Raw genomic sequence first — 22427 nt, forward strand, 5'->3', positions numbered from 1 at the left:
GAGCGTCGGTACTTTTCTTTACTTATGCGGCAGTGAATACGCTTTGCCTTTCCGGTGGTGAGCCATAGGCTTATTGGGTGTCATTTGACTGCGCGATACGTCGCCAGGTCTGATGTTTGCAGGGTAGCATGCCTGCCACGACCAGAAATGCGTTAGGTTTGGTGATTTATTCAGTTGCCAAACCCGCTTGAGTATTGAGATAATTTTCAGTCTGACTCTCGCAATATCTTATGAGGTTTCAGTTCATGTCCTGCTGCGCTGGGTGTCTGCGAAGCGGGTTTACCATTAACGAATAGTCTTAGTAGTACCGAAAAAATGGCAGAGAAACGCAATATCTTTCTGGTTGGGCCTATGGGTGCCGGAAAAAGCACTATTGGGCGCCAGTTAGCTCAACAACTCAATATGGAATTTTACGATTCTGATCAAGAGATTGAGAAACGAACCGGAGCTGATGTGGGCTGGGTCTTCGATGTAGAAGGTGAAGACGGCTTCCGTGATCGCGAAGAAAAAGTCATCAACGAGTTGACGGAAAAACAGGGTATTGTGCTGGCAACTGGCGGTGGCTCTGTAAAATCACGTGAAACACGTAACCGTCTTTCCGCGCGTGGCGTCGTGGTCTATCTTGAAACGACAATTGAAAAACAACTTGCACGTACTCAACGTGACAAGAAACGCCCGCTGCTGCAGGTAGAATCACCGCCTCGTGAAGTTCTGGAAGCGTTGGCTGACGAACGCAATCCTCTGTACGAAGAGATTGCTGACGTGACCATTCGCACCGACGATCAGAGCGCAAAAGTCGTAGCAAACCAGATTATTCATATGTTGGAAAGCAACTAATTCTGGCTGAATACACACTCGTCTGCGGGTACAAGTAACTAAGGTGGATGTCGCGTAATGGAGAGGATCACAGTCACTCTCGGGGAACGTAGTTACCCTATCACCATCGCGGCTGGTTTGTTCAATGAGCCAGCTTCATTCTTACCGCTGAAATCGGGCGATCAGGTTATGTTGGTGACCAACGAAACCCTGGCTCCCCTTTATCTCGATAAGGTTCGCGGCGTACTTGAACAGGCGGGTGTTAACGTTGATAGCGTTATCCTTCCCGATGGCGAGCAGTATAAAAGCCTGACGGTTCTGGATACGGTTTTCACCGCGTTACTGCAAAAACCGCACGGTCGTGATACCACGTTAGTTGCCCTTGGCGGCGGCGTGATTGGCGATCTGACCGGTTTTGCGGCAGCCAGCTATCAACGTGGTGTTCGTTTTATTCAAGTCCCGACAACTCTGTTGTCGCAGGTCGACTCCTCCGTTGGCGGCAAAACCGCCGTAAACCATCCCCTCGGTAAAAATATGATTGGCGCGTTTTACCAACCGGCCTCCGTGGTGGTGGATCTCGATTGTCTGAAAACGCTTCCTGCGCGTGAGCTGGCATCGGGGCTGGCGGAAGTGATCAAATACGGCATCATTCTTGACGGTGAATTTTTCAGCTGGCTGGAAGACAATCTGGATGCGTTACTGCGTCTGGATGGTCCGGCAATGGCGTACTGTATCCGTCGTTGTTGTGAGCTGAAAGCAGAAGTTGTCGCAGCAGACGAGCGTGAAATGGGCTTACGTGCTTTACTGAATCTGGGACACACGTTTGGCCATGCGATCGAAGCTGAAATGGGTTATGGCAATTGGTTACATGGTGAAGCAGTCGCAGCAGGTATGGTAATGGCTGCCCGTACGTCAGAACGTTTGGGTCAGTTCACCTCCGCTGATACGCAGCGCATCATTACGCTGTTACAGCGAGCTGGCTTACCGGTGAATGGGCCGCGTGAAATGTCCACCGAGGCTTATCTGCCGCACATGCTGCGAGATAAAAAAGTGTTAGCGGGAGAGATTCGTTTGGTGCTTCCGCGAGCGATAGGGAAGAGTGAAGTGCGCGGCGGAGTGTCGCACGAGGTGGTTCTTAACGCTATTGCTGATTGCCAGCAGGCGTAACAACAAGAAAGGTCAGGCTTACGTTGCGAAACGTAGGTCTTTTAGCTTCAGGTTATGTGCAAAGTCGTAAGCATTAACCTTTGAGTGGGGTGTTAAATGGATGAATTCAAACCAGAAGACGAGCTGAAACCCGATCCCAGCGATCGTCGTACTGGTCGTTCTCGTCAATCGTCTGAACGCGATAATGAGCCGCAAATCAATTTTGATGATGTTGATCTGGATGCTGACGATCGCCGTCCTGCACGTGCACGCAAAGAGCGTGAAGAAGAGCAGGACATTGAAGAAGAGTATGAATCTGATGACGATGCCGTGGATGAAGAGCGTGTAGAACGTCGTCCGCGCAAGCGTAAGAAAGCCGCCAGCAAACCTGCCTCCCGCCAATACATGATGATGGGTGTGGGTGTTCTGGTACTGCTGCTGCTGATTATCGGCATTGGTTCTGCGCTGAAAGCCCCCTCATCTTCTTCCAATGAGCAGGCAGCATCTGGTGAGAAGAGCATCGATCTTTCTGGCAGCAATGCAACGGATCAGGCGAGCGCAACGACACCTGCAACGGGCACTGAGCAGACCGCTGGCAATACCCAGCAGGATGTTTCCCTGCCACCGATTTCCTCTACCCCGACTCAAGGTCAGGCACCTGCGGCAACCGAAGGCCAGCAGCGTGTTGAAGTGCAGGGCGATTTGAACAATGCTCTGACACAACCACAGGGTCAGGAGCAGGTTAACAACGCAGTGGTTAACTCTACGCTGCCGACCGAACCTGCGACCGTTGCGCCGATGCGTAATGGTAATGCTGCGCGCCAGACGGCGAAAACGGAAACGACTGAGCGTCCTGCTGCTACGCGCCAGGAACGTAAACAGGCCGTTATTGAGCCGAAGAGCAAACCGCAAACTACGGTGAAAGCGACGCCGACAGAGCCGAAACCTGTTGCTCAGGCAAAACCAACCGTAACTGCTACCGCGCCGACCACCACAACTAAAGCACCTGTGGTAACCGCTACGCCGAAAGCGACCGCTGAGCCGAAAGCAACTGCGACGCCAACGCAGACCGCAACGCCTGCGCCAACGGCGACAGCAACAACGACAACGCCTGTTGCTGGCGGAGCGAAAAGTGCAGGTAATGTTGGAGCGTTAAAATCTGCGCCGTCCAGCCATTACACGTTGCAGCTCAGCAGTTCTTCTAACTACGACAACCTGAACGGTTGGGCGAAGAAAGAAAACCTGAAGAACTACGTGGTGTACCAGACGACGCGTAACGGTCAACCGTGGTATGTTCTGGTGACAGGCGTGTATGCGTCTAAAGAAGATGCGAAACGTGCAGTGTCTACGTTACCCGCTGATATTCAGGCGAAAAACCCGTGGGCAAAACCGCTGCATCAGGTTCAGGCCGATTTGAAGTAAGATAGGATATGTTCTGCAATGGTTTGATGTTTCGCCCAATTGCGGGACAAAGACTAAAGCGCAGGATGCTGTCGGAGCTTTCTCCACAGCCGGAGAAGGTGTAATTAGTTAGTCAGCATGAAAAAAAATCGCGCTTTTTTGAAATGGGCAGGGGGGAAATACCCCCTGCTTGATGATATCAAACGGCATTTACCTCAGGGTGAGTGCCTGATTGAACCTTTCGTGGGTGCCGGGTCGGTGTTTCTCAACACCGACTTTTCTCGTTATATTCTTGCCGATATCAACAGCGACCTTATCAGTCTCTATAACATCGTGAAGACTCGTACCGATGAGTATGTGCAGGCTTCGCGTGAGCTGTTTATGCCTGAAACCAATCAGGCTGAGGTGTACTATCGGTTCAGAGAAGAATTTAATGCCAGCGAGGATCCGTTCCGCAGAGCAGTGCTGTTCTTGTATCTGAACCGCTTTGGTTACAACGGATTGTGCCGTTATAACCTGCGCGGCGAGTTTAACGTCCCGTTTGGGCGTTATAAAAAACCTTACTTCCCGGAAGCCGAGTTGTACCATTTTGCTGAGAAAGCGCAGAATGCGGAGTTCCATTGCCTTTCCTATGAAGAGTGCATGGACCGTGCGGATAGCAACTCTGTGGTCTATTGTGACCCGCCTTATGCACCACTTTCGGCGACGGCAAATTTCACTGCGTATCACACCAACAGCTTTAGCCCGAAAGAGCAAGCGCATTTGGCCGAGATGGCAGAAAAGCTGGTCAGTAAGCAGATCCCGGTGTTAATTTCGAACCACGATACGCCCGATACCCGTGAATGGTACCGAGCGGCGAAACATTTTCAGGTCAAAGTGCGGCGCAGCATAAGCAGCAATGGCGGCACGCGTAAAAAGGTGAACGAACTGCTGGCACTGTATAAACCAGGAGTTGTAACGCCTGCGAAGAAATAAATCTCAAGGAGAAGCGGATGAAACAGTATTTGATCGCCCCCTCAATTCTGTCGGCTGATTTTGCCCGCCTGGGTGAGGACACCGCGAGAGCGCTGACTGCCGGTGCCGATGTCGTGCACTTCGACGTCATGGACAATCACTATGTACCGAACCTGACCATCGGACCGATGGTACTGAAATCGCTGCGTAAATATGGCATCACCGCCCCGATTGATGTTCACCTGATGGTGAAACCGGTCGATCGTATTGTCCCGGACTTCGCCGCCGCTGGCGCCAGCATCATTACTTTTCATCCGGAAGCCTCCGAGCATGTCGATCGCACTTTACAGCTGATCAAAGAGCATGGCTGTAAAGCGGGCCTGGTATTCAACCCGGCAACACCACTGAGTTATCTGGACTACGTCATGGATAAGCTCGATGTGATCCTGCTAATGTCCGTTAACCCAGGCTTTGGCGGACAGTCCTTCATCCCACAAACGCTGGATAAGCTGCGCGAAGTGCGTCGTCGTATTGATGAATCTGGCTACGATATCCGCCTCGAAGTGGACGGTGGCGTCAAAGTGAATAACATTGGTGAAATTGCCGCAGCAGGCGCAGATATGTTTGTCGCAGGCTCCGCCATTTTCGACCAACCAGACTACAAAAAAGTCATTGATGAAATGCGCAATGAACTGGCGAAGGTAAGTCATGGATAAGTTTCAGGAAATTCGGGGTGCTGCATTTGACCTCGACGGCACGTTGGTCGACAGCGCGCCGGGATTAGCCGCAGCGGTGGACATGGCGCTGTATGCGCTGGAACTGCCGGTTGCTGGAGAAGAACGCGTTATCACCTGGATTGGTAACGGTGCAGATGTACTGATGGAGCGCGCGCTGGCGTGGTCCCGTCAGGAGCGCGCAACATTACGTAAAACGATGGGTAAACCACCCGTTGATGATGATATTCCCGCCGAGGAGCAGGTACGTATTTTGCGTAAGCTGTTCGACAGATACTACGGCGATGTCGCAGAAGAGGGGACATTCCTGTTCCCTGATGTTGCCGACACGCTGGGCGCGCTACATGCGAAAGGATTGCCGCTGGGTCTGGTGACCAACAAACCGACCCCGTTTGTCGCGCCATTGCTCGAAGCATTAGATATCGCCAAGTACTTTAGCGTGGTCATCGGTGGTGACGACGTGCAGAATAAAAAACCGCATCCGGATCCGCTGCTGCTGGTGGCAAGTAAGCTTGGTATCAAGCCTGAGCAAATGCTCTTCGTAGGGGATTCACGCAATGATATTCAGGCGGCAAAAGCTGCTGGCTGTCCGTCCGTTGGCCTGACCTATGGCTACAACTACGGCGAGTCGATCGCGCTGAGCCAGCCCGACGTTATTTACGACCGTATTAATGAACTACTGCCCGCTCTCGGGCTTCCGCATAGCGAAAATCAGGAATCAAAAAATGACTAAGCCCATCGTTTTTAGTGGCGCACAGCCCTCAGGTGAATTGACCATTGGCAACTATATGGGTGCGCTGCGTCAGTGGGTGAGCATGCAGGATGACTACCATTGTATCTACTGCATCGTTGACCAACATGCCATCACCGTTCGTCAGGATGCTCAGCAGCTGCGTAAAGCAACGCTCGATACGCTGGCGCTGTATCTGGCATGCGGTATCGATCCTGAAAAAAGCACCATTTTCGTGCAGTCTCACGTACCGGAGCATGCACAGTTAGGTTGGGCGCTGAACTGCTACACCTACTTCGGCGAACTGAGCCGTATGACCCAGTTCAAAGACAAATCCGCGCGCTATGCGGAGAACATCAACGCCGGTCTGTTTGATTATCCGGTACTGATGGCGGCAGACATCCTGTTGTATCAGACCAACCAGGTACCGGTTGGCGAAGATCAGAAACAGCATCTGGAACTGAGCCGCGATATCGCCCAGCGCTTTAATGCCCTGTATGGCGACATCTTCAAAGTGCCTGAGCCGTTCATTCCTAAATCCGGCGCGCGCGTGATGTCGCTGCTGGAGCCGACGAAGAAAATGTCCAAGTCGGATGACAACCGCAACAACGTGATCGGTCTGCTGGAAGATCCGAAATCTGTGGTTAAGAAAATCAAACGTGCGATGACCGACTCTGAAGAGCCGCCGGTTGTACGCTACGACGTGCAGAACAAAGCGGGTGTTTCCAACCTGCTGGATATTCTCTCCGCCGTCACCGGCAAGAGCATTCCGGAGCTGGAACAGCACTTCGAAGGCAAAATGTATGGTCATCTGAAAGGTGAAGTCGCAGAGGCCGTTTCCGGTATGCTGACTGAGCTTCAGGAACGTTATCACCGTTTCCGTAACGATGAAGCTTTCCTGCAGAAAGTGATGAAAGAAGGTGCGGAAAAAGCCAGCGCCCGCGCATCTGTTACGCTGAAAGCCGTTTACGAAGCGATTGGTTTTGTCGCCAAGCCGTAATGCTCCCTGCGATACTGAAGAAACCGGGTTACGCCCGGTTTTTTTTCGCCTGCTCGTTTGTGAACCTCAAAAAATGTGAAGCGCCTCGCCGTTTGCATATTTCCTCATTGCGTTATATCTTCACTTTAATGAAGATATAAATATTCAATTTACTGAAAATATAAAATGCGTCGGACATTTATCAAGAAAGAGGGGGTTGTGCTGACAACCCTGGCCCGTTACCTGCTCGGTGAGAAGTGTGGTAACAGACTGAAAACTATTGATGAACTGGCAGCCGAGTGTCACTCATCGGTAGGGTTAACCCAGGCCGCGTTGAAAACGCTGGAATCCTCAGGGGCGATCCGTATTGAGCGTCGCGGACGTAACGGTAGCTATCTGGTGGAGATGGATAACCGTACGCTGCTAAAGCATGTAGATATTAATAACGTAGTTTGTGCGATGCCGCTGCCCTACACCCGTTTATATGAAGGGCTGGCGAGTGGGCTGAAGGCGCAGTTCGACGGGATCCCGTTTTATTACGCACACATGCGTGGGGCTGATATTCGCGTGGAATGCCTGCTAAACGGCGTCTACGACATGGCGGTGGTTTCTCGTCTGGCGGCGGAAAGTTACCTTGCCCAGGACAGATTGCGTATCACGTTGGCGCTGGGGCCGCATACCTACGTTGGCGAGCACCAGCTGATTTGTCGCAAGGGCGAATCTGTAACAGTAAAACGTGTCGGTCTGGATAACCGTTCGGCGGATCAGAAAATCATGACCGAGGCCTGTTTTGGCGACCGTGACGTTGAATTGATCGATATGCCCTATCACGAGAGTTTGCAGCGCATCGCGAAAGGGGATGTGGACGCGGTTATCTGGAACGTAGTTGCGGAGGCCGAGCTGGCAGTTTTGGGATTAGAAGCCACGCCGCTCACCAACGATCCGCGGTTTCTTCAGGCCACGGAGGCCGTGGTACTGACTCGGGCAGAGGATTATCCGATGCAACAGCTACTGCGGGCCGTTGTTAATAAAGAGGCGCTGCTTGCCCACCAGCAACGTGTGGCGAACGGTGAACAGGAACCCAGTTATTAAGTGAAGGCGAACGACATGGAAAACAGGCTTAACCTGCTGTGCGAAGCAGGCGTTATCGACAAGGATATTTGCAGCGGCATGCTGCAAGTAGTCAGGCGGTTGGATGAAGAGTGGTGTTTGCCGATTCAAAATGAGCAAGGAATCATGGCGATGACCCATATGGCGAGCGCGTTAATGCGTAGCCGCAAGGGCGAAGTGATTGAAGCACTGGATGGTGAGCTGTTAGAGGAGCTGACGCAATCTCATCTCTGGCCAACTATTTTGCTGGTACATCAGGCGTTGCTGAAAGAGTTCACGGTGACGCTGCACGCGAATGAAGAAGGCTACATGCTGGCGAACTTGTATGGATTGTGGATGGCTGCGAACGAAGGCGTCTAAAACCCATGGAGAATTAGCCTATTGCACCCTAAATATTCAAAAAAATGAATATTTAGCTGAAGGATTAGAAACGAGGCAGAGAAATGTTTATAGAGGCATTGAAACGCCAGAACCCCACGCTTATCTCGGCTGCTATCGCGTTGTGGCAGCAGGGAAAGATCGCACCTGACAGTTGGGTTATTGATGTTGACCAGGTTATTGAGAATGGCAAACGTCTGCTGGATGTCGCGAGGCAACATGGCATCTCGCTATATCTGATGACCAAACAGGTAGGACGTAACCCGTGGCTGGCGGACAAGCTGTTGCAGCTTGGCTATGAAGGCATCGTGGTTGTCGATTACAAGGAGAGTCGTGTGATGCGTCGTGCCGGGTTACCGGTTGCGCACCAGGGACATCTGGTGCAGATCCCGTCGCGACTGGTCAATGACGCAGTCGCGCAGGGCACCGAGGTCATCACGTTGTTCTCGCTGGAGAAAGCGCGTGAAGTTTCAGCTGCAGCGGTGAAGGCCAGCTGTGAACAGAACGTGATGCTGAAAGTGTACGACAAGGATGATTTTCTCTATCCGGGGCAGGAAAGCGGATTTCCGCTGATGTATCTGACGGATGTGGTCAATGAAATTCGCAGGCTGCCGGGCTTACGCCTGAGCGGGTTGACCCATTTCCCCTGCCTGTTATGGGATGAAAACTCAGCGCAGACGATGCCGACGCCTAATCTGCACACGCTGGTGAATGCACGACGTCAGTTGGCGGAAGCCGGGATTGCCATTGAGCAACTTAACGCGCCGTCAGCCAGTAGCTGTTCGTCACTCCCTCTGCTGGCGGAATATGGCGTCACCCACGCCGAGCCGGGTCATGCACTGACAGGCACTATTCCTTCCAATCAAAAAGGCGACCAGCCGGAACGAATCGCGATGCTCTGGCTGAGCGAGGTATCGCACAATTTTCGCGGGGACAGTTATTGCTACGGTGGGGGTTATTACCGTCGCGGCCATGCGCAAAATGCGCTGGTCTTTACGCCAGAAAGTGACTCGCCGATCGCAGCGAAGCTAAAACCCGTAGATGACAGCAGTATTGACTACTACCTGCCTGTTGCCGGGGAGTTTCCGGTGAGCAGCGCGGTGATCTTCTGTTTTCGCACCCAGATCTTCGTGACGCGTAGCGACGTGGTGCTGGTGTCGGGTATTCAGCACGGTGCAGCTGAAATCGTCGCGCGTTACGACAGTCTCGGCAATATTCTGGAGGACTAATGGCCCGATTCGTGGTGTTAGTAATCGACAGTTTTGGCGTTGGTGCAATGAAAGACGTCGCGCGTGTCAGGCCGCAGGATGCCGGAGCGAATACCTGTGGTCATATCCTGGGCGAACTCCCGCAGTTACGGCTGCCAACGCTTGAGAAGTTGGGGCTGATTAACGCTCTGGGCTTTGCGCCGGGCGTGATGAAACCTTCAGCATCTGCAGTCTGGGGCGTTGCAGAGCTACAGCATGAAGGGGGAGATACCTTTATGGGCCATCAGGAGATTTTAGGCACACGGCCTCAGGCCCCGCTGCGGATGCCATTTAGCGACGTCATCGATGGAGTTGAACAGGCGCTGAAAGCTGCGGGCTGGCATGTGGAACGCCGCGGCGACGACCTGGCGTTTCTTTGGGTCAACGATGCGGTTGCGGTGGGCGATAACCTCGAAGCGGATTTAGGTCAGGTCTACAACATTACCGCCAATCTTGCCGTTATCCCGTTTGATGAGGTGCTAAAGATAGGCCAGGTGGTGCGTGAGCAGGTTCAGGTTGGGCGCGTGATCGCGTTTGGCGGTCAGCTTGCAGACAGCCAGCGCATTCTGGATGCAGCCGAGACCAAAGAGGGACGCTTTATCGGTATTAACGCCCCACGCTCCGGCGCCTATGAAAATGGCTTCCAGGTCAGGCATATGGGTTTTGGTGTAGATGAGCAGGTACAGGTACCGCAAAAACTGCATGACGCCGGAATCCCTACCGTGCTGGTCGGTAAAGTGGCGGACATCGTTGGCAATCCGCACGGGCGCAGCTGGCAAAACCTGGTGGATAGCCAGCAGATCATGGATATCACGCTTAACGAATTTAACGCTGAGTCGACGGTATTTATCTGTATCAACATTCAGGAGACCGACCTCGCCGGACACGCGGAAGACGTGGCACGTTATGCGGAGCGGTTGCAGCTTGTCGATCTTAATCTTTCGCGCCTTCTGGCCGCTATGGATCCAAATGACTGCCTGGTGGTTATGGCCGATCACGGTAACGATCCGACCATTGGTCACAGCCATCATACCCGGGAAGTTGTGCCGGTATTGGTATATCAACAGGGGCTGGAGCCTGCGCAATTAGGCATCCGGGCGACGTTATCTGACGTTGGCGCTACGGTGTGTGAATTTTTCGGCGCGGCGGCACCACAAAATGGCTGTTCTTTTCTCTCGGCATTGCGCCTTACAGGAGACACTTTATGAACTTTGATCCGACGGGCTACACCTGGGTCCACGAACATCTGCATATCGATCTCTCCGGGTTCAAGAATAACCTCGACTGCCGGTTAGATCAGTACGATCTCATTTGTCAGGAAATGAAGGATCTCCGGGCGTTAGGCGTCAGCAACATTATTGAGATGACCAACCGCTATATGGGGCGTAATCCGCAATTCATGCTCGACCTGATGCGCGAGACCGGAATCAACGTCGTGGCCTGCACAGGCTATTACCAGGATGCGTTCTTCCCTGAACATGTTGCGGCCCGCAGCGTGGAACAGCTCGCGCAGGAGATGGTCGATGAGATAGTCATCGGTATTGATGGTACTGAATTAAAGGCCGGAATTATCGCGGAAATCGGCTCCAGTGAAGGCGTGATTACGCCGCTTGAAGAGAAGGTGTTTATCGCCGCGGCGCGGGCACACATCGAAACCGGACGCCCCATCTCAACCCATACCTCTTTTAGCACGATGGGGGTGGAACAGCTGGTGTTGCTACAGGCGCACGGCGTTGACCTTTCCCGCGTAACCGTTGGTCACTGCGACCTGAAAGATAACCTCGACAATATCTTACGCATGATCGATCTCGGTGCGTATGTGCAATTCGATACCATCGGTAAAAACAACTATTACCCGGACGAGAAGCGCATTGGCATGCTGCATGAGCTACGTAATCGCGGGCTGCTTAATCGCGTGATGCTCTCCATGGATATTACCCGCCGCTCGCATTTAAAAGCCAATGGCGGTAATGGCTATGACTATCTGTTAACCACTTTTATCCCACAGTTGCGCCAGTCAGGATTCAGCCAGGCCGATGTGGACACGATGTTGCGTGATAACCCCTCACAATTTTTCCAATAAGGACAGAATCATGAAAAAGATTGGCGTTGCTGGCTTACAGCGTGAGCAGATTAAAAAGACCATCGAAACCGCAGCACCGGGCTGCTTTGAAGTCTCCATTCATAACGATATGGAAGCGGCGATGAAGGTGAAATCTGGACAACTGGATTACTACATCGGCGCTTGTAACACCGGCGCGGGTGCAGCGCTGTCGATTGCCATCGCGGTGATTGGCTACAACAAAAGCTGCACTATCGCCAAGCCGGGTATTAAGGCGAAAGACGAACATATCGCAAAAATGGTTGCGGAAGGGAAAGTGGCTTTTGGTCTCTCCGTCGAACATGTTGAACATGCGATTCCGATGCTGGTTAACCACCTGAAATAAAAGGCATGACTATGGATCTGTATATTCAGATTGTGGTGGTGGCCTGCCTGACCGGCATGACGTCACTTCTGGCACACCGCTCGGCGGCCGTCTTTCATGACGGCATCCGCCCGATTCTGCCGCAGCTGATCGAGGGGTACATGAATCGCCGTGAGGCGGGAAGTATCGCGTTTGGTCTGAGTATCGGCTTTGTGGCGTCGGTGGGGATCTCCTTTACCCTGAAAACCGGCTTGCTCAACGCCTGGTTGCTGTTCCTGCCGACGGATATTCTCGGCGTGCTGGCGATGAACAGCCTGCTGGCGTTCGGTCTGGGCGCTATCTGGGGCGTATTGATTCTGACCTGCCTGCTGCCGGTGAACCATTTGCTCACGGCGCTGCCGGTTGATGTACTGGGTAGCCTCGGTGAACTGAGTTCTCCAGTGGTTTCCGCATTCGCACTCTTCCCGCTGGTGGCGATTTTCTACCAGTTTGGCTGGAAGCACAGCATTATCGCGGCGGTGGTAGTACTGATGACTCGCGTGGTGGTGGTGCGTTACTTCCCGCATCTGAACCCAGAATCGATTGAGATTTTTGTGGGGATGATGATGCTGCTGGCGATCGCCATTACGCATGATATTCGCCACCGCGGTGATGAGGAGATGGATGCCAGCGGGCTATCGGTCTTTGAAGAACGAACTTCGCGGATTATTAAAAACCTGCCGTATATTGCCATCGTCGGCGCGCTGATTGCCGCCGTTGCCAGTATGAAAATTTTTGCTGGCAGTGAGGTCTCAATTTTTACGCTGGAAAAAGCCTATTCGGCAGGGATTACGCCGGAGCAGTCGCAGACGCTGGTTAACCAGGCGGCGTTGGCGGAGTTTATGCGCGGGCTGGGCTTTGTACCGATGATTGCGACAACCGCACTGGCGACGGGCGTTTACGCGGTAGCGGGTTTCACCTTCGTTTATTCCGTTGGCTACCTGGCACCGAATCCGTGGATTGCGGCAATCCTTGGCGCTATCGTGATTTCAGCGGAAGTGCTGCTGCTGCGCTCTATTGGCAAATGGCTGGGGCGTTATCCATCAGTACGTAACGCATCGGACAATATTCGTAATGCGATGAATATGCTGATGGAAATGGCACTGTTGATCGGTTCGATTTTTGCCGCCATCAAGATGGCAGGCTACACCGGTTTCTCAATTGCGGTAGCGATCTACTTCCTCAATGAATCGATTGGACGTCCAGTACAGAAGATGGCTGCGCCGGTAGTGGCGGTGATGATCACCGGTATTGTACTGAATATTCTCTACTGGTTTGGTCTGTTTGTTCCGGCCTGAGGAGGCGTAAAACATGAAGACGTTTCCTCTGCAAAGCCTGACGCTCACGCAAGCACAGCAAAAGCAGTTTGCGCTGGTGGATACGATTTGCCGTCACTTTCCTGGCGCTGATTTTCTGGCCGGAGGTGATTTGGGATTGGCTCCGGGGCTAAATCAGCCTCGGGTGACGCAACGTGTGGAAAAGGTGCTGGCCGAGGCATTTCATGCTGAGGCCGCAGCGCTGGTTCAGGGGGCGGGCACCGGGGCTATTCGCGCCGGGCTGGCTGCGCTGCTCAAACCCGGCCAGCGTCTGCTGGTTCATGATGCGCCTGTGTATCCCACAACGCAGGTACTTATTGAGCAGATGGGTATTACCCTGGTCAGGGCGGATTTCAACTGCCTCCCGACAATCACGCAGGCGATTACGCAGCATCGTCCTGACGCCGCACTGGTGCAGCATACGCGTCAGCAACCGCAGGATCGTTACGTGTTAGCCGAGGTGTTGGCGGAAATAACAAAGTGCGGCGTGCCGACGTTAACCGACGATAACTACGCGGTGATGAAAGTTGACGGCATCGGCTGTGAATGTGGGGCGACGCTGTCTACCTTTTCCTGCTTCAAGCTCTTTGGTCCGGAGGGAGTAGGGGCGGTGGTCGGCAAGGCGGAGGCTATCGCTAAAATCCGTGCGACGCTTTATTCCGGTGGCAGCCAGATTCAGGGCGCGCAGGCGCTGGAGGTGCTCCGCGGCCTGGTTTTCGCTCCGGTGATGCATGCGGTACAGGCTGGCGTTTCCGAACGGTTGCTGACGATGCTCAATAGCGGAGTGCTGCCCGAGGTGAAAAAAGCCGTCATTGCCAATGCTCAGTCGAAGGTGCTGATCGTGGAGTTTCACCAGCCGATTGCCGCTCGTGTGCTGAAAGCGGCACAAGAGAGAGGTGCGCTGCCATACCCGGTGGGAGCAGAGTCGAAGTATGAGATCCCTCCACTGTTCTATCGTCTTTCGGGGACGTTTCGCGAAGCAAATCCGTCGCTGGGCGATTATGCGATTCGAATCAATCCAAACCGAAGTGGAGAAGAAACGGTGCTGCGTATTTTACGCGAGAGTGTGAGTGCGATAACATGTGAATGAGCATCGAATCTATAAATGCAAAAAACCGGGATATTCCCGGTTTTTTGTATCTGCGCAATCGCTTTTATTACTGATTTGCAGCCGGACCACAGCCACCAATAATTTTAGAAATCGAAATTGCTGGATGCAGGAAGTAATCGTAGCTGCAGTTATTTTTTGTGTTTTCGATATGACCAGTACACGCGGTCAGCGTAGCCAGAACACCAGCAATTAAGGTGATTTTTGCAAATTTCAGCATGTCAAAATCCTTGTTAGATATCTATTTCTAAATGGATGAAGTCCATTTTTCGCCGGATAAGATATCAACTAACATAAACTTTAAGTAGTCCAGAAATGGACATGTTGCTTTATATATAAAGCATACGATTAGTGAATTTAATTTAAATAAAAAGCCTGGTATTAATAAATAATACCAGGCTGCTGGGTTTAATTAATTAACGAAATGTTTTTCTGAAATTCAACATAAAGCCTTTATCGTTGATGTTGTCCTCTTTCCACTGGTAAGCGTCCAGATTCAGACTGGCGTCTTTGGCGCTGTATTTCACACCGACCGTCGCCAGACCGTTGATGCCTCCGCCTTTTTGGTCGTCGTCTACGCCAAAGGACTGGCCTGCGGCACCTTGCAGTGACGCAGTACGCTGGCTTTTGCTGTAGCTCAGGTTCGGACCGCCTTCCAGTGTGGCGCTGGCGCTCCAGCCATTTTCACCGGTATAGGCGAACTTCATTCCGACAATGGAATCTACGGCGGTTTCGCTGCCAGCGTTCATCGACAGGTTAAAGTCCCCCGCGCTACGCTCTTTGTAGCCGCCTTCCAGCGTATGACGGAATTTCACCCCGGCGTACGGCGTGACTTTCAACGTATCGTTGAGCATGGTGAAGGTTTTCGCCCCTTCGCTGCGGAACTCAAGATACTGCTGACGTGCGTTGGAATCCGCCACCTTGTTGGTGTCGCCATAAGAGACAGAACGGCTGCTGTCGAGATTGTGCACGTCATAACGCAGGTTGTTGTTCCACGCCAGACCTTCATTAAACGCCATGCTGTGCTTCAGACCAAAGAACTGGCTGTAGCCACCGGTCAGATCGTTATCGCCCGCGGTCTTCGAACCGTCACCGTCCAGACGTGCGATACCGTACTCCAGCGTCAGATTCTGGCTTGCGGTGAGATCCAACGACTGACGTAATGCCAGCATGTCGTACTGGGTATCGTTGCCCAATTCAGCGCGTGGGTCGCCTTTCGCTACGACGTTGAACGCCAGGCCATCTTTAATTTGCGGCGCGGCATCGGCCAGCATGGTAAAGCGGTTGCTTAGCACGCGGGCTTCACGGAACGCGGTGATAGCCTGACTGCCGCTTACCTGTTTCAGCGCGCTGTTCAGCTCAGCGGTGGTGCTTACGTTAAGGCTGGTGTACAGCTCGTTGTTGGTGTAACCGGCGTCGAGCGCCTGCGCCACGTCACTGACAGAACCATCGGTCGCCACATCGGCATAGGCGTTTTTGGTCATGGTGACGTCAACGTTGCCGTCGCTGTCCTGGCTACCCTGTGCGTTCCACACTACGCTGGTGGATGTGATGTTGTCCGCACCCTGGATATTGCTGCCGGTGAAGGCGTTATCCACCACCACGGTGGTCTCCGCCGTGCCGCTGGTAAAACCGGTATCCACCTTCACGTTGTCGCCAATCACCAGATTATTGGCTTTCAGCGTACCGGAACTGCCATCGACGTTGGTGCCGACAATATAGTTGGAGAGCTGCTGCGGCGCGTTTGGATCCGCTGGCGGCGTGGGGATGCTGCCCTCGGTTGGGGCGGTAGCCGCATCTGGGATAACGATGTCTGCCGTACCGTTGTGGTCATTCAGCGTACCGGTGGTGCCCGGAGCGTAGATGTCGCAGCCGCTGTCGCACAGCAGGTTGATTTCACCGTTGTTAATGATGGCTTTGGTCTGGCCGCCAAACGCATACGAGTCATCCGCGTAAACGTTGATCACGCCGTCTGCGGTGTTGTTAATGGTGGTGGCATTACCGTTGCCTTTGATGCCGATAAGCCCGGTGCCGTTGGTGCCGTCCTCTTTGCCCTGCTCGGTTCCGACGTTGATGGTGCCGCTGTTGACCAGGTTGATTACATAGCTGCTGGTGCCGCCGCTAATCGCTACGGCGTTATCGCCCTGCACGTTGATAGTGCCCTGGTTGCCGAAGTTATAGCCGCGGCCCAGATTGATTAGCGGCGCATCCGGGTTTATACCGTTAATCACGCCGGTTTCGGTGTTCCAGATCCATTTGGGACTGTTGCTGCCGTTGACCGTGGTGATGGCGCTGTAACCGTTGGTGGCGGTAATGGTGCCGCTGTTCACCTGTGTCAGCGAATCGTTGGCGCGCGTCAGGTTGATGATAGTGTTCTCGCCGCCTTCCACCGCGCTGCCGCTGTTGGTAAGTGTTGCGCCCTCTTCGTTATAGAAATAGAAGCTGCCGCTGACCAACGATTTGCCATCTTCCGCCACCGTCATATCGCCAGTATTGACGATTTCCTGCTGGTAGCTGGTGCCCGCGATGGAGCCGGTGAAATCGCCGTTATTGTAAAAAGTGACGTCGCCGTTAAGGGTTAACAGATCGGTGGTGATGCTGCCGCCCGCTTCATTGAAGAGGCTGTGCCAGGTGGAAATAGCGTTCGCGTCCAGCGTCCCGTAGTTGGCCAGCGCGTTAGCCCCGCCGTTAATCGTCAGGGTACCGTTGACGGTGAGCGAGGCCCCCGTCTCGTTGTACAGCCAGCCCCCGTTAACGTCCACATCGCCGTTCAGCGTTTCATTGCCGTAATTCGCCAGCGTGCCGTTGGTGAAGAAACCCGCATCAGAGGTCTGGGTGTCGCTGTCGCCGCTGCCGGGCAGGGACTGGATCCAGATTTTATCCGTTGGCGTACTGCCCATATGGGAATCGGCGTCATCCATCGGGCTGCCGTTGAGGTTGATGGCGCCGTTATTGATGATGTAGCTGGTACTGTCGCTCAGGAACGCCTGGCCGTAATCAGCATCAATATTGATGGTGCCAGTCGTATCGTTAATCACGATGCCGCCATTGAGCGCCGCCATACCGACCAGCTCGTTTGCCTGGCCGGTCACGCCCTCATCGGCGGTCAGGGTGATCACACCCTGGTTAATCGCGGTGCCGCCATTAAGCGCCATCATGCCGAACCCGGCGTTATTAACGGTAATGGTGCCGGTGTTGGTAGCGGTAGCGTCGCCATCGCCACCGTCGGTGGAACCAGCCACCATTCCTGAGCTGGTGAGATAGAGCGATGATGGCTGCCAGTAGCTGGTGCCAGTGATGTTGTTTTCATCGTCCAGCGTCGGGATAAAACCATCCAGGTAAATATCGCCTTCGTTTATCGCTGTTCCTCTGCTGGCGCTAACGCCATATACGCCTGCGCCCTGCAAATGGATAGTTGCGCCTTTATCATTGATAACGCTGCCGTATCCGGAGGACAGCATGGCGTAAAAGGTGTGGGTGTACCATTTCAGTGGGTATACGCTTATACCACCGATGTACGCCGGCGTTTGGTCAGAAATAACGGTGATATCCCCGCCAGCCTTGTTCTGAACAACAGAGCCGTTACCGTTAGCCTGAGTAATACCTGTACGGTCATCGCTGCCGCTGACGTTATTGCCCGTTGCATAAATAAGGATATTGCCGCTGTTGCTGATTTCTGCGCCATCGTCAGCGCGCATGATGGTATATACGCCCTGACTGGTGATGCTGCCGTTGTTTTCAATCGATGAACTTTCCCCGTCGGCCATTAGCAAGGCATTTGAGGTGAAATTGAACGAATCCACATATTTGGCATTAATATCAATAACTGAGCTGTCATCCAAAACCAGTGTGCCGCCATTTTTGACCTGAGCCAGCACGACATTGCCGCCGCTAAGAGTTGCCGTATCTACCGTAGAGTGACCGCTTAGCGTGGCTTCGCTGTTTCCATTGATATCAATACCATGAATAAGCACATCGTCAATATCGCCATATTCGCTGTGAGTAATATTAATACCGCCATCGATCGCGACACTGTTCCCGTCACCCGTCACGTTTAAGCCAACAACGTTCAGGTACTGCCCGCTGCCAGCGGACTGATCGCTAACATCAATGTTAAGCCCGCCATCGAGCGAAATATTATTGTTGTCGCCGCCGACAGTGACGCCGGTTAGTGATGTATCGCTCGCTATCAGAGAGTCCTGCATATAGTCAGCACTCATATTTACATTACCAGTGATATTAACGGTGTTGCTATCGCCACTGATGTTTACACCCGTTGCGCCACGAAATACGCCATCGCTGTCCTGCGCTGAGGTAACGTTAATATCACCATCAAGCGTTGCCTGTGACGAATCGCTACTCACCTGGGCGCCAGTACCATTCAGGCTGACGTCGATGTTCCCTTTGTTGTAAAAGGTGTTTTGTTCGCCCGCGATGATAAATCCGACGGAGCTTTCATCACGCACGGTCGCGTGACCGGTGTTTTTGATTTCGTTACCTGTCCCGTCTGTGACGATGCCCGTCGCACCGTTGGTGACCAGCATGTCACCTGCCTGGGTCAGATTATTATCATTACCATCAATGACTGCGGCAGTAGAGCCCGCGCCATCCACGGTGATATCACCCGTATTCGCGATTCGGGAATTATCGCCCGCAATGACGGTACCCGTTGCGCCCTGCGCAATGGTTTGATCTCCTTCGCCAATAACCAGCGCCTTATTACCTGCGATGTACAGTCCGGTAGACCCCGCGCCGGTGACCGCGGAGTCGCCGGTGTTATCAATCACCGTACCGTCACCGGTCATTTTGGCTCCAGTCGCGCCGTCGGTAACGTTTAGCTCACCATCGTTAGTAATACGCGTTTTGTCGCCGGTGATGCTGATACCGATAGAGCCTGCGCCGTTGACATCGGTGGTGCCGATATTATCGAAGGTGGCGCTGTTGCCGTTAATCAGGATGCCCGTTGCGCCGCCGGAAATATCCTGCTTCCCTTCGCTGTTAATGGTTGCGTTGTCGCCGTCAATATATAGCCCGGTAGAACCTGCACCGCTGGCGGTGGTATCGCCTTTGTTGTCGATGAGGACATCATCACCGGTAATCTTTGCCCCGGTAGCGCCGTCGGCCACATAGAGTTCGCCATCGTTAATAACGTGCGAGTTGTCGCCATTGACGATGGAGCCGGTTGAACCTTGACCGCTGATGTTAGAGGTGCCGGTATTCGCCACCGTGGTTTCGTTGCCATCGATCACCATGCCGGTGCCGCCACCTGTGACGTCAATGCCACCTGAAATGCGGGTGGTGGTGCCGTTACCTGAAATCAGTGCGCCGGTTGCGCCGTCGACGGTGCTTTGTCCTGAAATCGTATTGGTGGTGTTGTCACCGGTAATGACGATGCCGACCGCACCATCGCTGACGGAGGAATCACCGCTTAACGTGTTGTTTGTCCTATCGCCGGAGATGATGACCCCGGTTTTACCTTCACCACGGGTATCAACCCCGCGATCGGCAACGTGTGACTCGTCGTCGCCCGTTGCAACGGTGGTTTGATCATCGGCAACGATCAGGTATCCCTGGCTGTCATATTTCCAGTACAGATCGCTTCCTTGCACCGTACCTTCAATGACGGCGGCATTCTCGTCGGTTACTTTCCAGTCGGATACCAGCAGCGTTTTACCGTCTTGTAACGTGATCTGCCACCGATCGTCCTGTTCGACGTAATTCCACACGGCGCCGCCGAGGTCCGTGCCGCTATCCAGCTTGATGCCGTCAAATGTCAGTGTGTTCAGGCCTTTATCGATGGTAACGCCGTTACTGAAGGTAATAACAGAGGTATCATCAGGTGGTGTAGGTGTTACATCGCCGCCATCGTCGTCGGGAGGTGTGGGCGTTACATCGCCGCCATCGTCGTCGGGAGGTGTGGGCGTTACATCGCCGCCATCGTCGTCGGGAGGTGTGGGCGTTACATCGCCGCCATCGTCATCGGGAGGCGTGGGCGTTACATCACCGTTATCGTCGTCAGGAGGTGTGGGCGTTACATCGCCATTATCTGATGGGGTTGCCGGAGTATCATTATGGTGGGAATGGCCGCCGCCATTGTTATCGATACCTATCGCTACACCAGCTGTTAGCGCAGCGACACCACCCGCGACCCATCCCCAGTGATTGTCTTGTTCTGTATAATCTGCCAGGCAGCGTGCGGAGAGTTTGTCACGTTCGGCTTTTGATAATACGGATATATCAGTAGGGCAATCATTGTCATCGTCGCTGCTATTTGCGGCTATCGCCGGGAGATAGTAAGTTTGCAACGCAAGAGCAATACCCACAGCAATGAGTTTTTTCCTTTGCATAATCGACATCCTTAAATAAATACGCACAAAACATGCCATTGAAGGCATGAATTTATTTCGAGGTAATTTATTATTTTGCCACTGAATGACAGTGTTTCGTCAAATTACTCAATGGTCAGGTATTATTTAGGATGTGAATTTAATTTATGGGTTGTTCGGATATAAACAGGGTTTTTTACGTGTTTTTTATAAATAAGAGCGTAAATACATTTTGTTTATGAATGAATTTAGTCTTTCTTAATTCAGCTTTGAGAATAAATCATGAATAACAAACGAGAAAATAAATGCCCTGAGAGTCAGGGCATTTATTAGCATTCAATTAATGATTCGAGAACCAGTTCAACTTATCGCGAAGGCCTACCACACGGCCAACAATAATTAGCGCTGGGCTTTCAACCTGTTGCGCTAATTCTCCGAGCTGCGTCAGCACACCATTGACGACACGCTGTTTCACGGAGGTACCGTTTTCTACCAGGGCGACGGGCATATCGGGCTGCATGCCAAATTCGATCAATTTTTCCTGGATCGTGGCCGCCTGGTTTAGCCCCATGTAGAACACCAGCGTTTGTTTCTCTGCTGCCAGGTTTTCCCAGTCCAGCTCTCCGCCGGTTTTCAGGTGTCCGGTAACCAGACGCACGCTCTGAGCGTAATCACGATGGGTCAGTGGAATGCCGGAATAGGCAGAACAACCGGAGGCTGCGGTAATACCCGGCACTACAGAGAATGGAATACCGGCATGGCACAGCGTTTCCAGCTCTTCGCCACCGCGGCCAAAGATGAACGGGTCGCCACCTTTCAGTCGTACCACGCGCTTGCCCTGTTGTGCTTCACGCAGCAGGATCTGGTTGATCTCTTCCTGCGGTACGCAGTGATAGCCTGCACGTTTACCAACGAATACCCGGTCTGCGTCGCGGCGTACAAGGTTCATGATATCGTCGGAAACCAGACGGTCATAGACCACAACATCCGCTTGCTGGATCTGCTGTAGCCCTTTCAGCGTCAGCAGGCCGGCATCGCCAGGACCGGCGCCAACCAGCACCACTTCACCACGGTGATCCAGCGGTTCGCTGAGCATTTGCTCAGTGGTTTCCTCGACGGCTTTCAGGTCATTGTTCGCCAACGACTGCGCCAGGCGGTCATTCACGAACAATTTTTCCCAGAAGCGGCGACGTTCACCCATGCTGGCAAACTGTTGCTTCACTCGGGAGCGCAACTTGCCGGCATACTGCGCGACCTGGCCCAGATGCTGAGGCAGTACGGATTCAAGTCTTTCACGCAGCAGACGGGCCAGCACTGGCGATGTCCCGCCGGAGGAGACCGCCACCATCAGCGGTGAGCGGTCGATAATGGAGGGCATGATAAAACTGGCTGCTTTTGGCGCATCGACCACGTTGCAGAAGATACGACGTGATTCTGCGGCGGTGCTGACGCTTTGGTTGACGGCATCGTCATCGGTGGCGGCAATAGCCAGCCAGCAGGTGTCGAGCAGGGACTCATCGAACGGTCCCTCCACCAGCGTCAGCATGCCTTCATCTGCCCATACGGTGAACTGTGGAATAAACGCCAGCGCATTAACCGTTAAACGGGCGCCCGCTTCCAGCAGTAACCGCGCTTTGCGTTCTGCGACATCACCACCGCCGACGATCAAGCAGTCGCGGTCACGTAGTTGACAAAATATAGGCAAATGATCCACGAC

General features: G+C 53.2%; 18 protein-coding genes. 15 read left to right on the forward strand and 3 right to left on the reverse strand.

Going from position 1 to position 22427, the window contains the following annotated elements; genetic code table 11:
* Nucleotides 1–315 precede the first annotated feature (315 nt).
* The 15 genes from aroK (at nucleotide 316) to SK35_RS01890 (ending at nucleotide 14366) form a co-directional block, all read left to right on the forward strand.
* Nucleotides 316–837: a shikimate kinase AroK gene (gene aroK / locus SK35_RS01820; RefSeq protein WP_003023552.1), complete on the forward strand. Its 522-nt coding sequence runs from the start codon at nucleotides 316–318 to the stop codon at nucleotides 835–837.
* Nucleotides 838–894: 57 nt separating this feature from the next.
* Complete coding sequence (aroB, locus tag SK35_RS01825) at nucleotides 895–1983, forward strand: 3-dehydroquinate synthase (RefSeq protein ID WP_003827681.1); 1089 nt, start codon at nucleotides 895–897, stop codon at nucleotides 1981–1983.
* Nucleotides 1984–2079: 96 nt separating this feature from the next.
* A complete protein-coding gene (damX, locus tag SK35_RS01830; RefSeq protein WP_008786321.1) occupies nucleotides 2080–3384 on the forward strand; it encodes a cell division protein DamX in 1305 nt (434 codons plus the stop codon).
* Between the two features lie 117 nt (nucleotides 3385–3501).
* Complete coding sequence (gene dam / locus SK35_RS01835) at nucleotides 3502–4338, forward strand: adenine-specific DNA-methyltransferase (protein ID WP_048215408.1); 837 nt, start codon at nucleotides 3502–3504, stop codon at nucleotides 4336–4338.
* 17 nt (nucleotides 4339–4355) lie between these two features.
* The gene (gene rpe / locus SK35_RS01840; RefSeq protein ID WP_003023561.1) at nucleotides 4356–5033 is read left to right on the forward strand and encodes a ribulose-phosphate 3-epimerase; all 678 of its coding nucleotides are present in this window, start codon (nucleotides 4356–4358) and stop codon (nucleotides 5031–5033) included.
* Nucleotides 5026–5784, forward strand: a complete 759-nt coding sequence (gph, locus tag SK35_RS01845; RefSeq protein ID WP_048215409.1) for a phosphoglycolate phosphatase — start codon at nucleotides 5026–5028, stop codon at nucleotides 5782–5784. The genes rpe and gph overlap by 8 nt, the downstream gene beginning before the upstream one ends.
* Nucleotides 5777–6781, forward strand: a complete 1005-nt coding sequence (gene trpS / locus SK35_RS01850; protein ID WP_003827687.1) for a tryptophan--tRNA ligase — start codon at nucleotides 5777–5779, stop codon at nucleotides 6779–6781. Before gph ends, trpS begins: the two co-directional genes overlap by 8 nt.
* A gap of 165 nt (nucleotides 6782–6946) precedes the next feature.
* Nucleotides 6947–7852, forward strand: a complete 906-nt coding sequence (gene yhfZ / locus SK35_RS01855) for a GntR family transcriptional regulator YhfZ (protein WP_048215410.1) — start codon at nucleotides 6947–6949, stop codon at nucleotides 7850–7852.
* Between the two features lie 15 nt (nucleotides 7853–7867).
* On the forward strand, nucleotides 7868–8230 hold the full coding sequence (locus SK35_RS01860; RefSeq protein ID WP_048215411.1) for a hypothetical protein: 363 nt from the start codon (nucleotides 7868–7870) through the stop codon (nucleotides 8228–8230).
* An 83-nt stretch (nucleotides 8231–8313) separates the two neighbouring features.
* Nucleotides 8314–9477, forward strand: a complete 1164-nt coding sequence (locus SK35_RS01865; protein WP_048215412.1) for a YhfX family PLP-dependent enzyme — start codon at nucleotides 8314–8316, stop codon at nucleotides 9475–9477.
* A complete protein-coding gene (locus tag SK35_RS01870; RefSeq protein WP_048215413.1) occupies nucleotides 9477–10703 on the forward strand; it encodes a phosphopentomutase in 1227 nt (408 codons plus the stop codon). The genes SK35_RS01865 and SK35_RS01870 overlap by 1 nt, the downstream gene beginning before the upstream one ends.
* Nucleotides 10700–11578 (forward strand): phosphotriesterase-related protein, encoded by an 879-nt coding sequence (locus SK35_RS01875; RefSeq protein ID WP_048215414.1) that lies wholly within the window; start codon nucleotides 10700–10702, stop codon nucleotides 11576–11578. The genes SK35_RS01870 and SK35_RS01875 overlap by 4 nt, the downstream gene beginning before the upstream one ends.
* Nucleotides 11579–11588: 10 nt before the next feature.
* A complete protein-coding gene (locus SK35_RS01880) occupies nucleotides 11589–11942 on the forward strand; it encodes a DUF2620 domain-containing protein (protein ID WP_003023576.1) in 354 nt (117 codons plus the stop codon).
* Between the two features lie 11 nt (nucleotides 11943–11953).
* The gene (locus SK35_RS01885; RefSeq protein ID WP_008786313.1) at nucleotides 11954–13258 is read left to right on the forward strand and encodes a YhfT family protein; all 1305 of its coding nucleotides are present in this window, start codon (nucleotides 11954–11956) and stop codon (nucleotides 13256–13258) included.
* 13 nt (nucleotides 13259–13271) lie between these two features.
* Nucleotides 13272–14366: an aminotransferase class V-fold PLP-dependent enzyme gene (locus SK35_RS01890; RefSeq protein WP_048215415.1), complete on the forward strand. Its 1095-nt coding sequence runs from the start codon at nucleotides 13272–13274 to the stop codon at nucleotides 14364–14366.
* A gap of 67 nt (nucleotides 14367–14433) precedes the next feature.
* Here the strand turns inward: SK35_RS01890 and SK35_RS01895 are convergent, their stop codons facing one another.
* The 3 genes from SK35_RS01895 to cysG all read right to left on the reverse strand — a co-directional run bounded on the left by SK35_RS01895 (nucleotide 14434) and on the right by cysG (nucleotide 22424).
* On the reverse strand, nucleotides 14434–14604 hold the full coding sequence (locus SK35_RS01895; protein WP_048215416.1) for a YhfL family protein: 171 nt from the start codon (nucleotides 14602–14604) through the stop codon (nucleotides 14434–14436).
* Nucleotides 14605–14800: 196 nt separating this feature from the next.
* Nucleotides 14801–20740 (reverse strand): autotransporter adhesin BigA, encoded by a 5940-nt coding sequence (gene bigA / locus SK35_RS01900; protein WP_156174803.1) that lies wholly within the window; start codon nucleotides 20738–20740, stop codon nucleotides 14801–14803.
* A 310-nt stretch (nucleotides 20741–21050) separates the two neighbouring features.
* The gene (gene cysG / locus SK35_RS01905) at nucleotides 21051–22424 is read right to left on the reverse strand and encodes a siroheme synthase CysG (protein WP_048215418.1); all 1374 of its coding nucleotides are present in this window, start codon (nucleotides 22422–22424) and stop codon (nucleotides 21051–21053) included.
* Between the last annotated feature and the right edge of the window lie 3 nt (nucleotides 22425–22427).

The sequence above is a fragment of the Citrobacter sp. MGH105 genome, assembly GCF_001037485.2.
Taxonomy (GTDB): domain Bacteria; phylum Pseudomonadota; class Gammaproteobacteria; order Enterobacterales; family Enterobacteriaceae; genus Citrobacter; species Citrobacter portucalensis.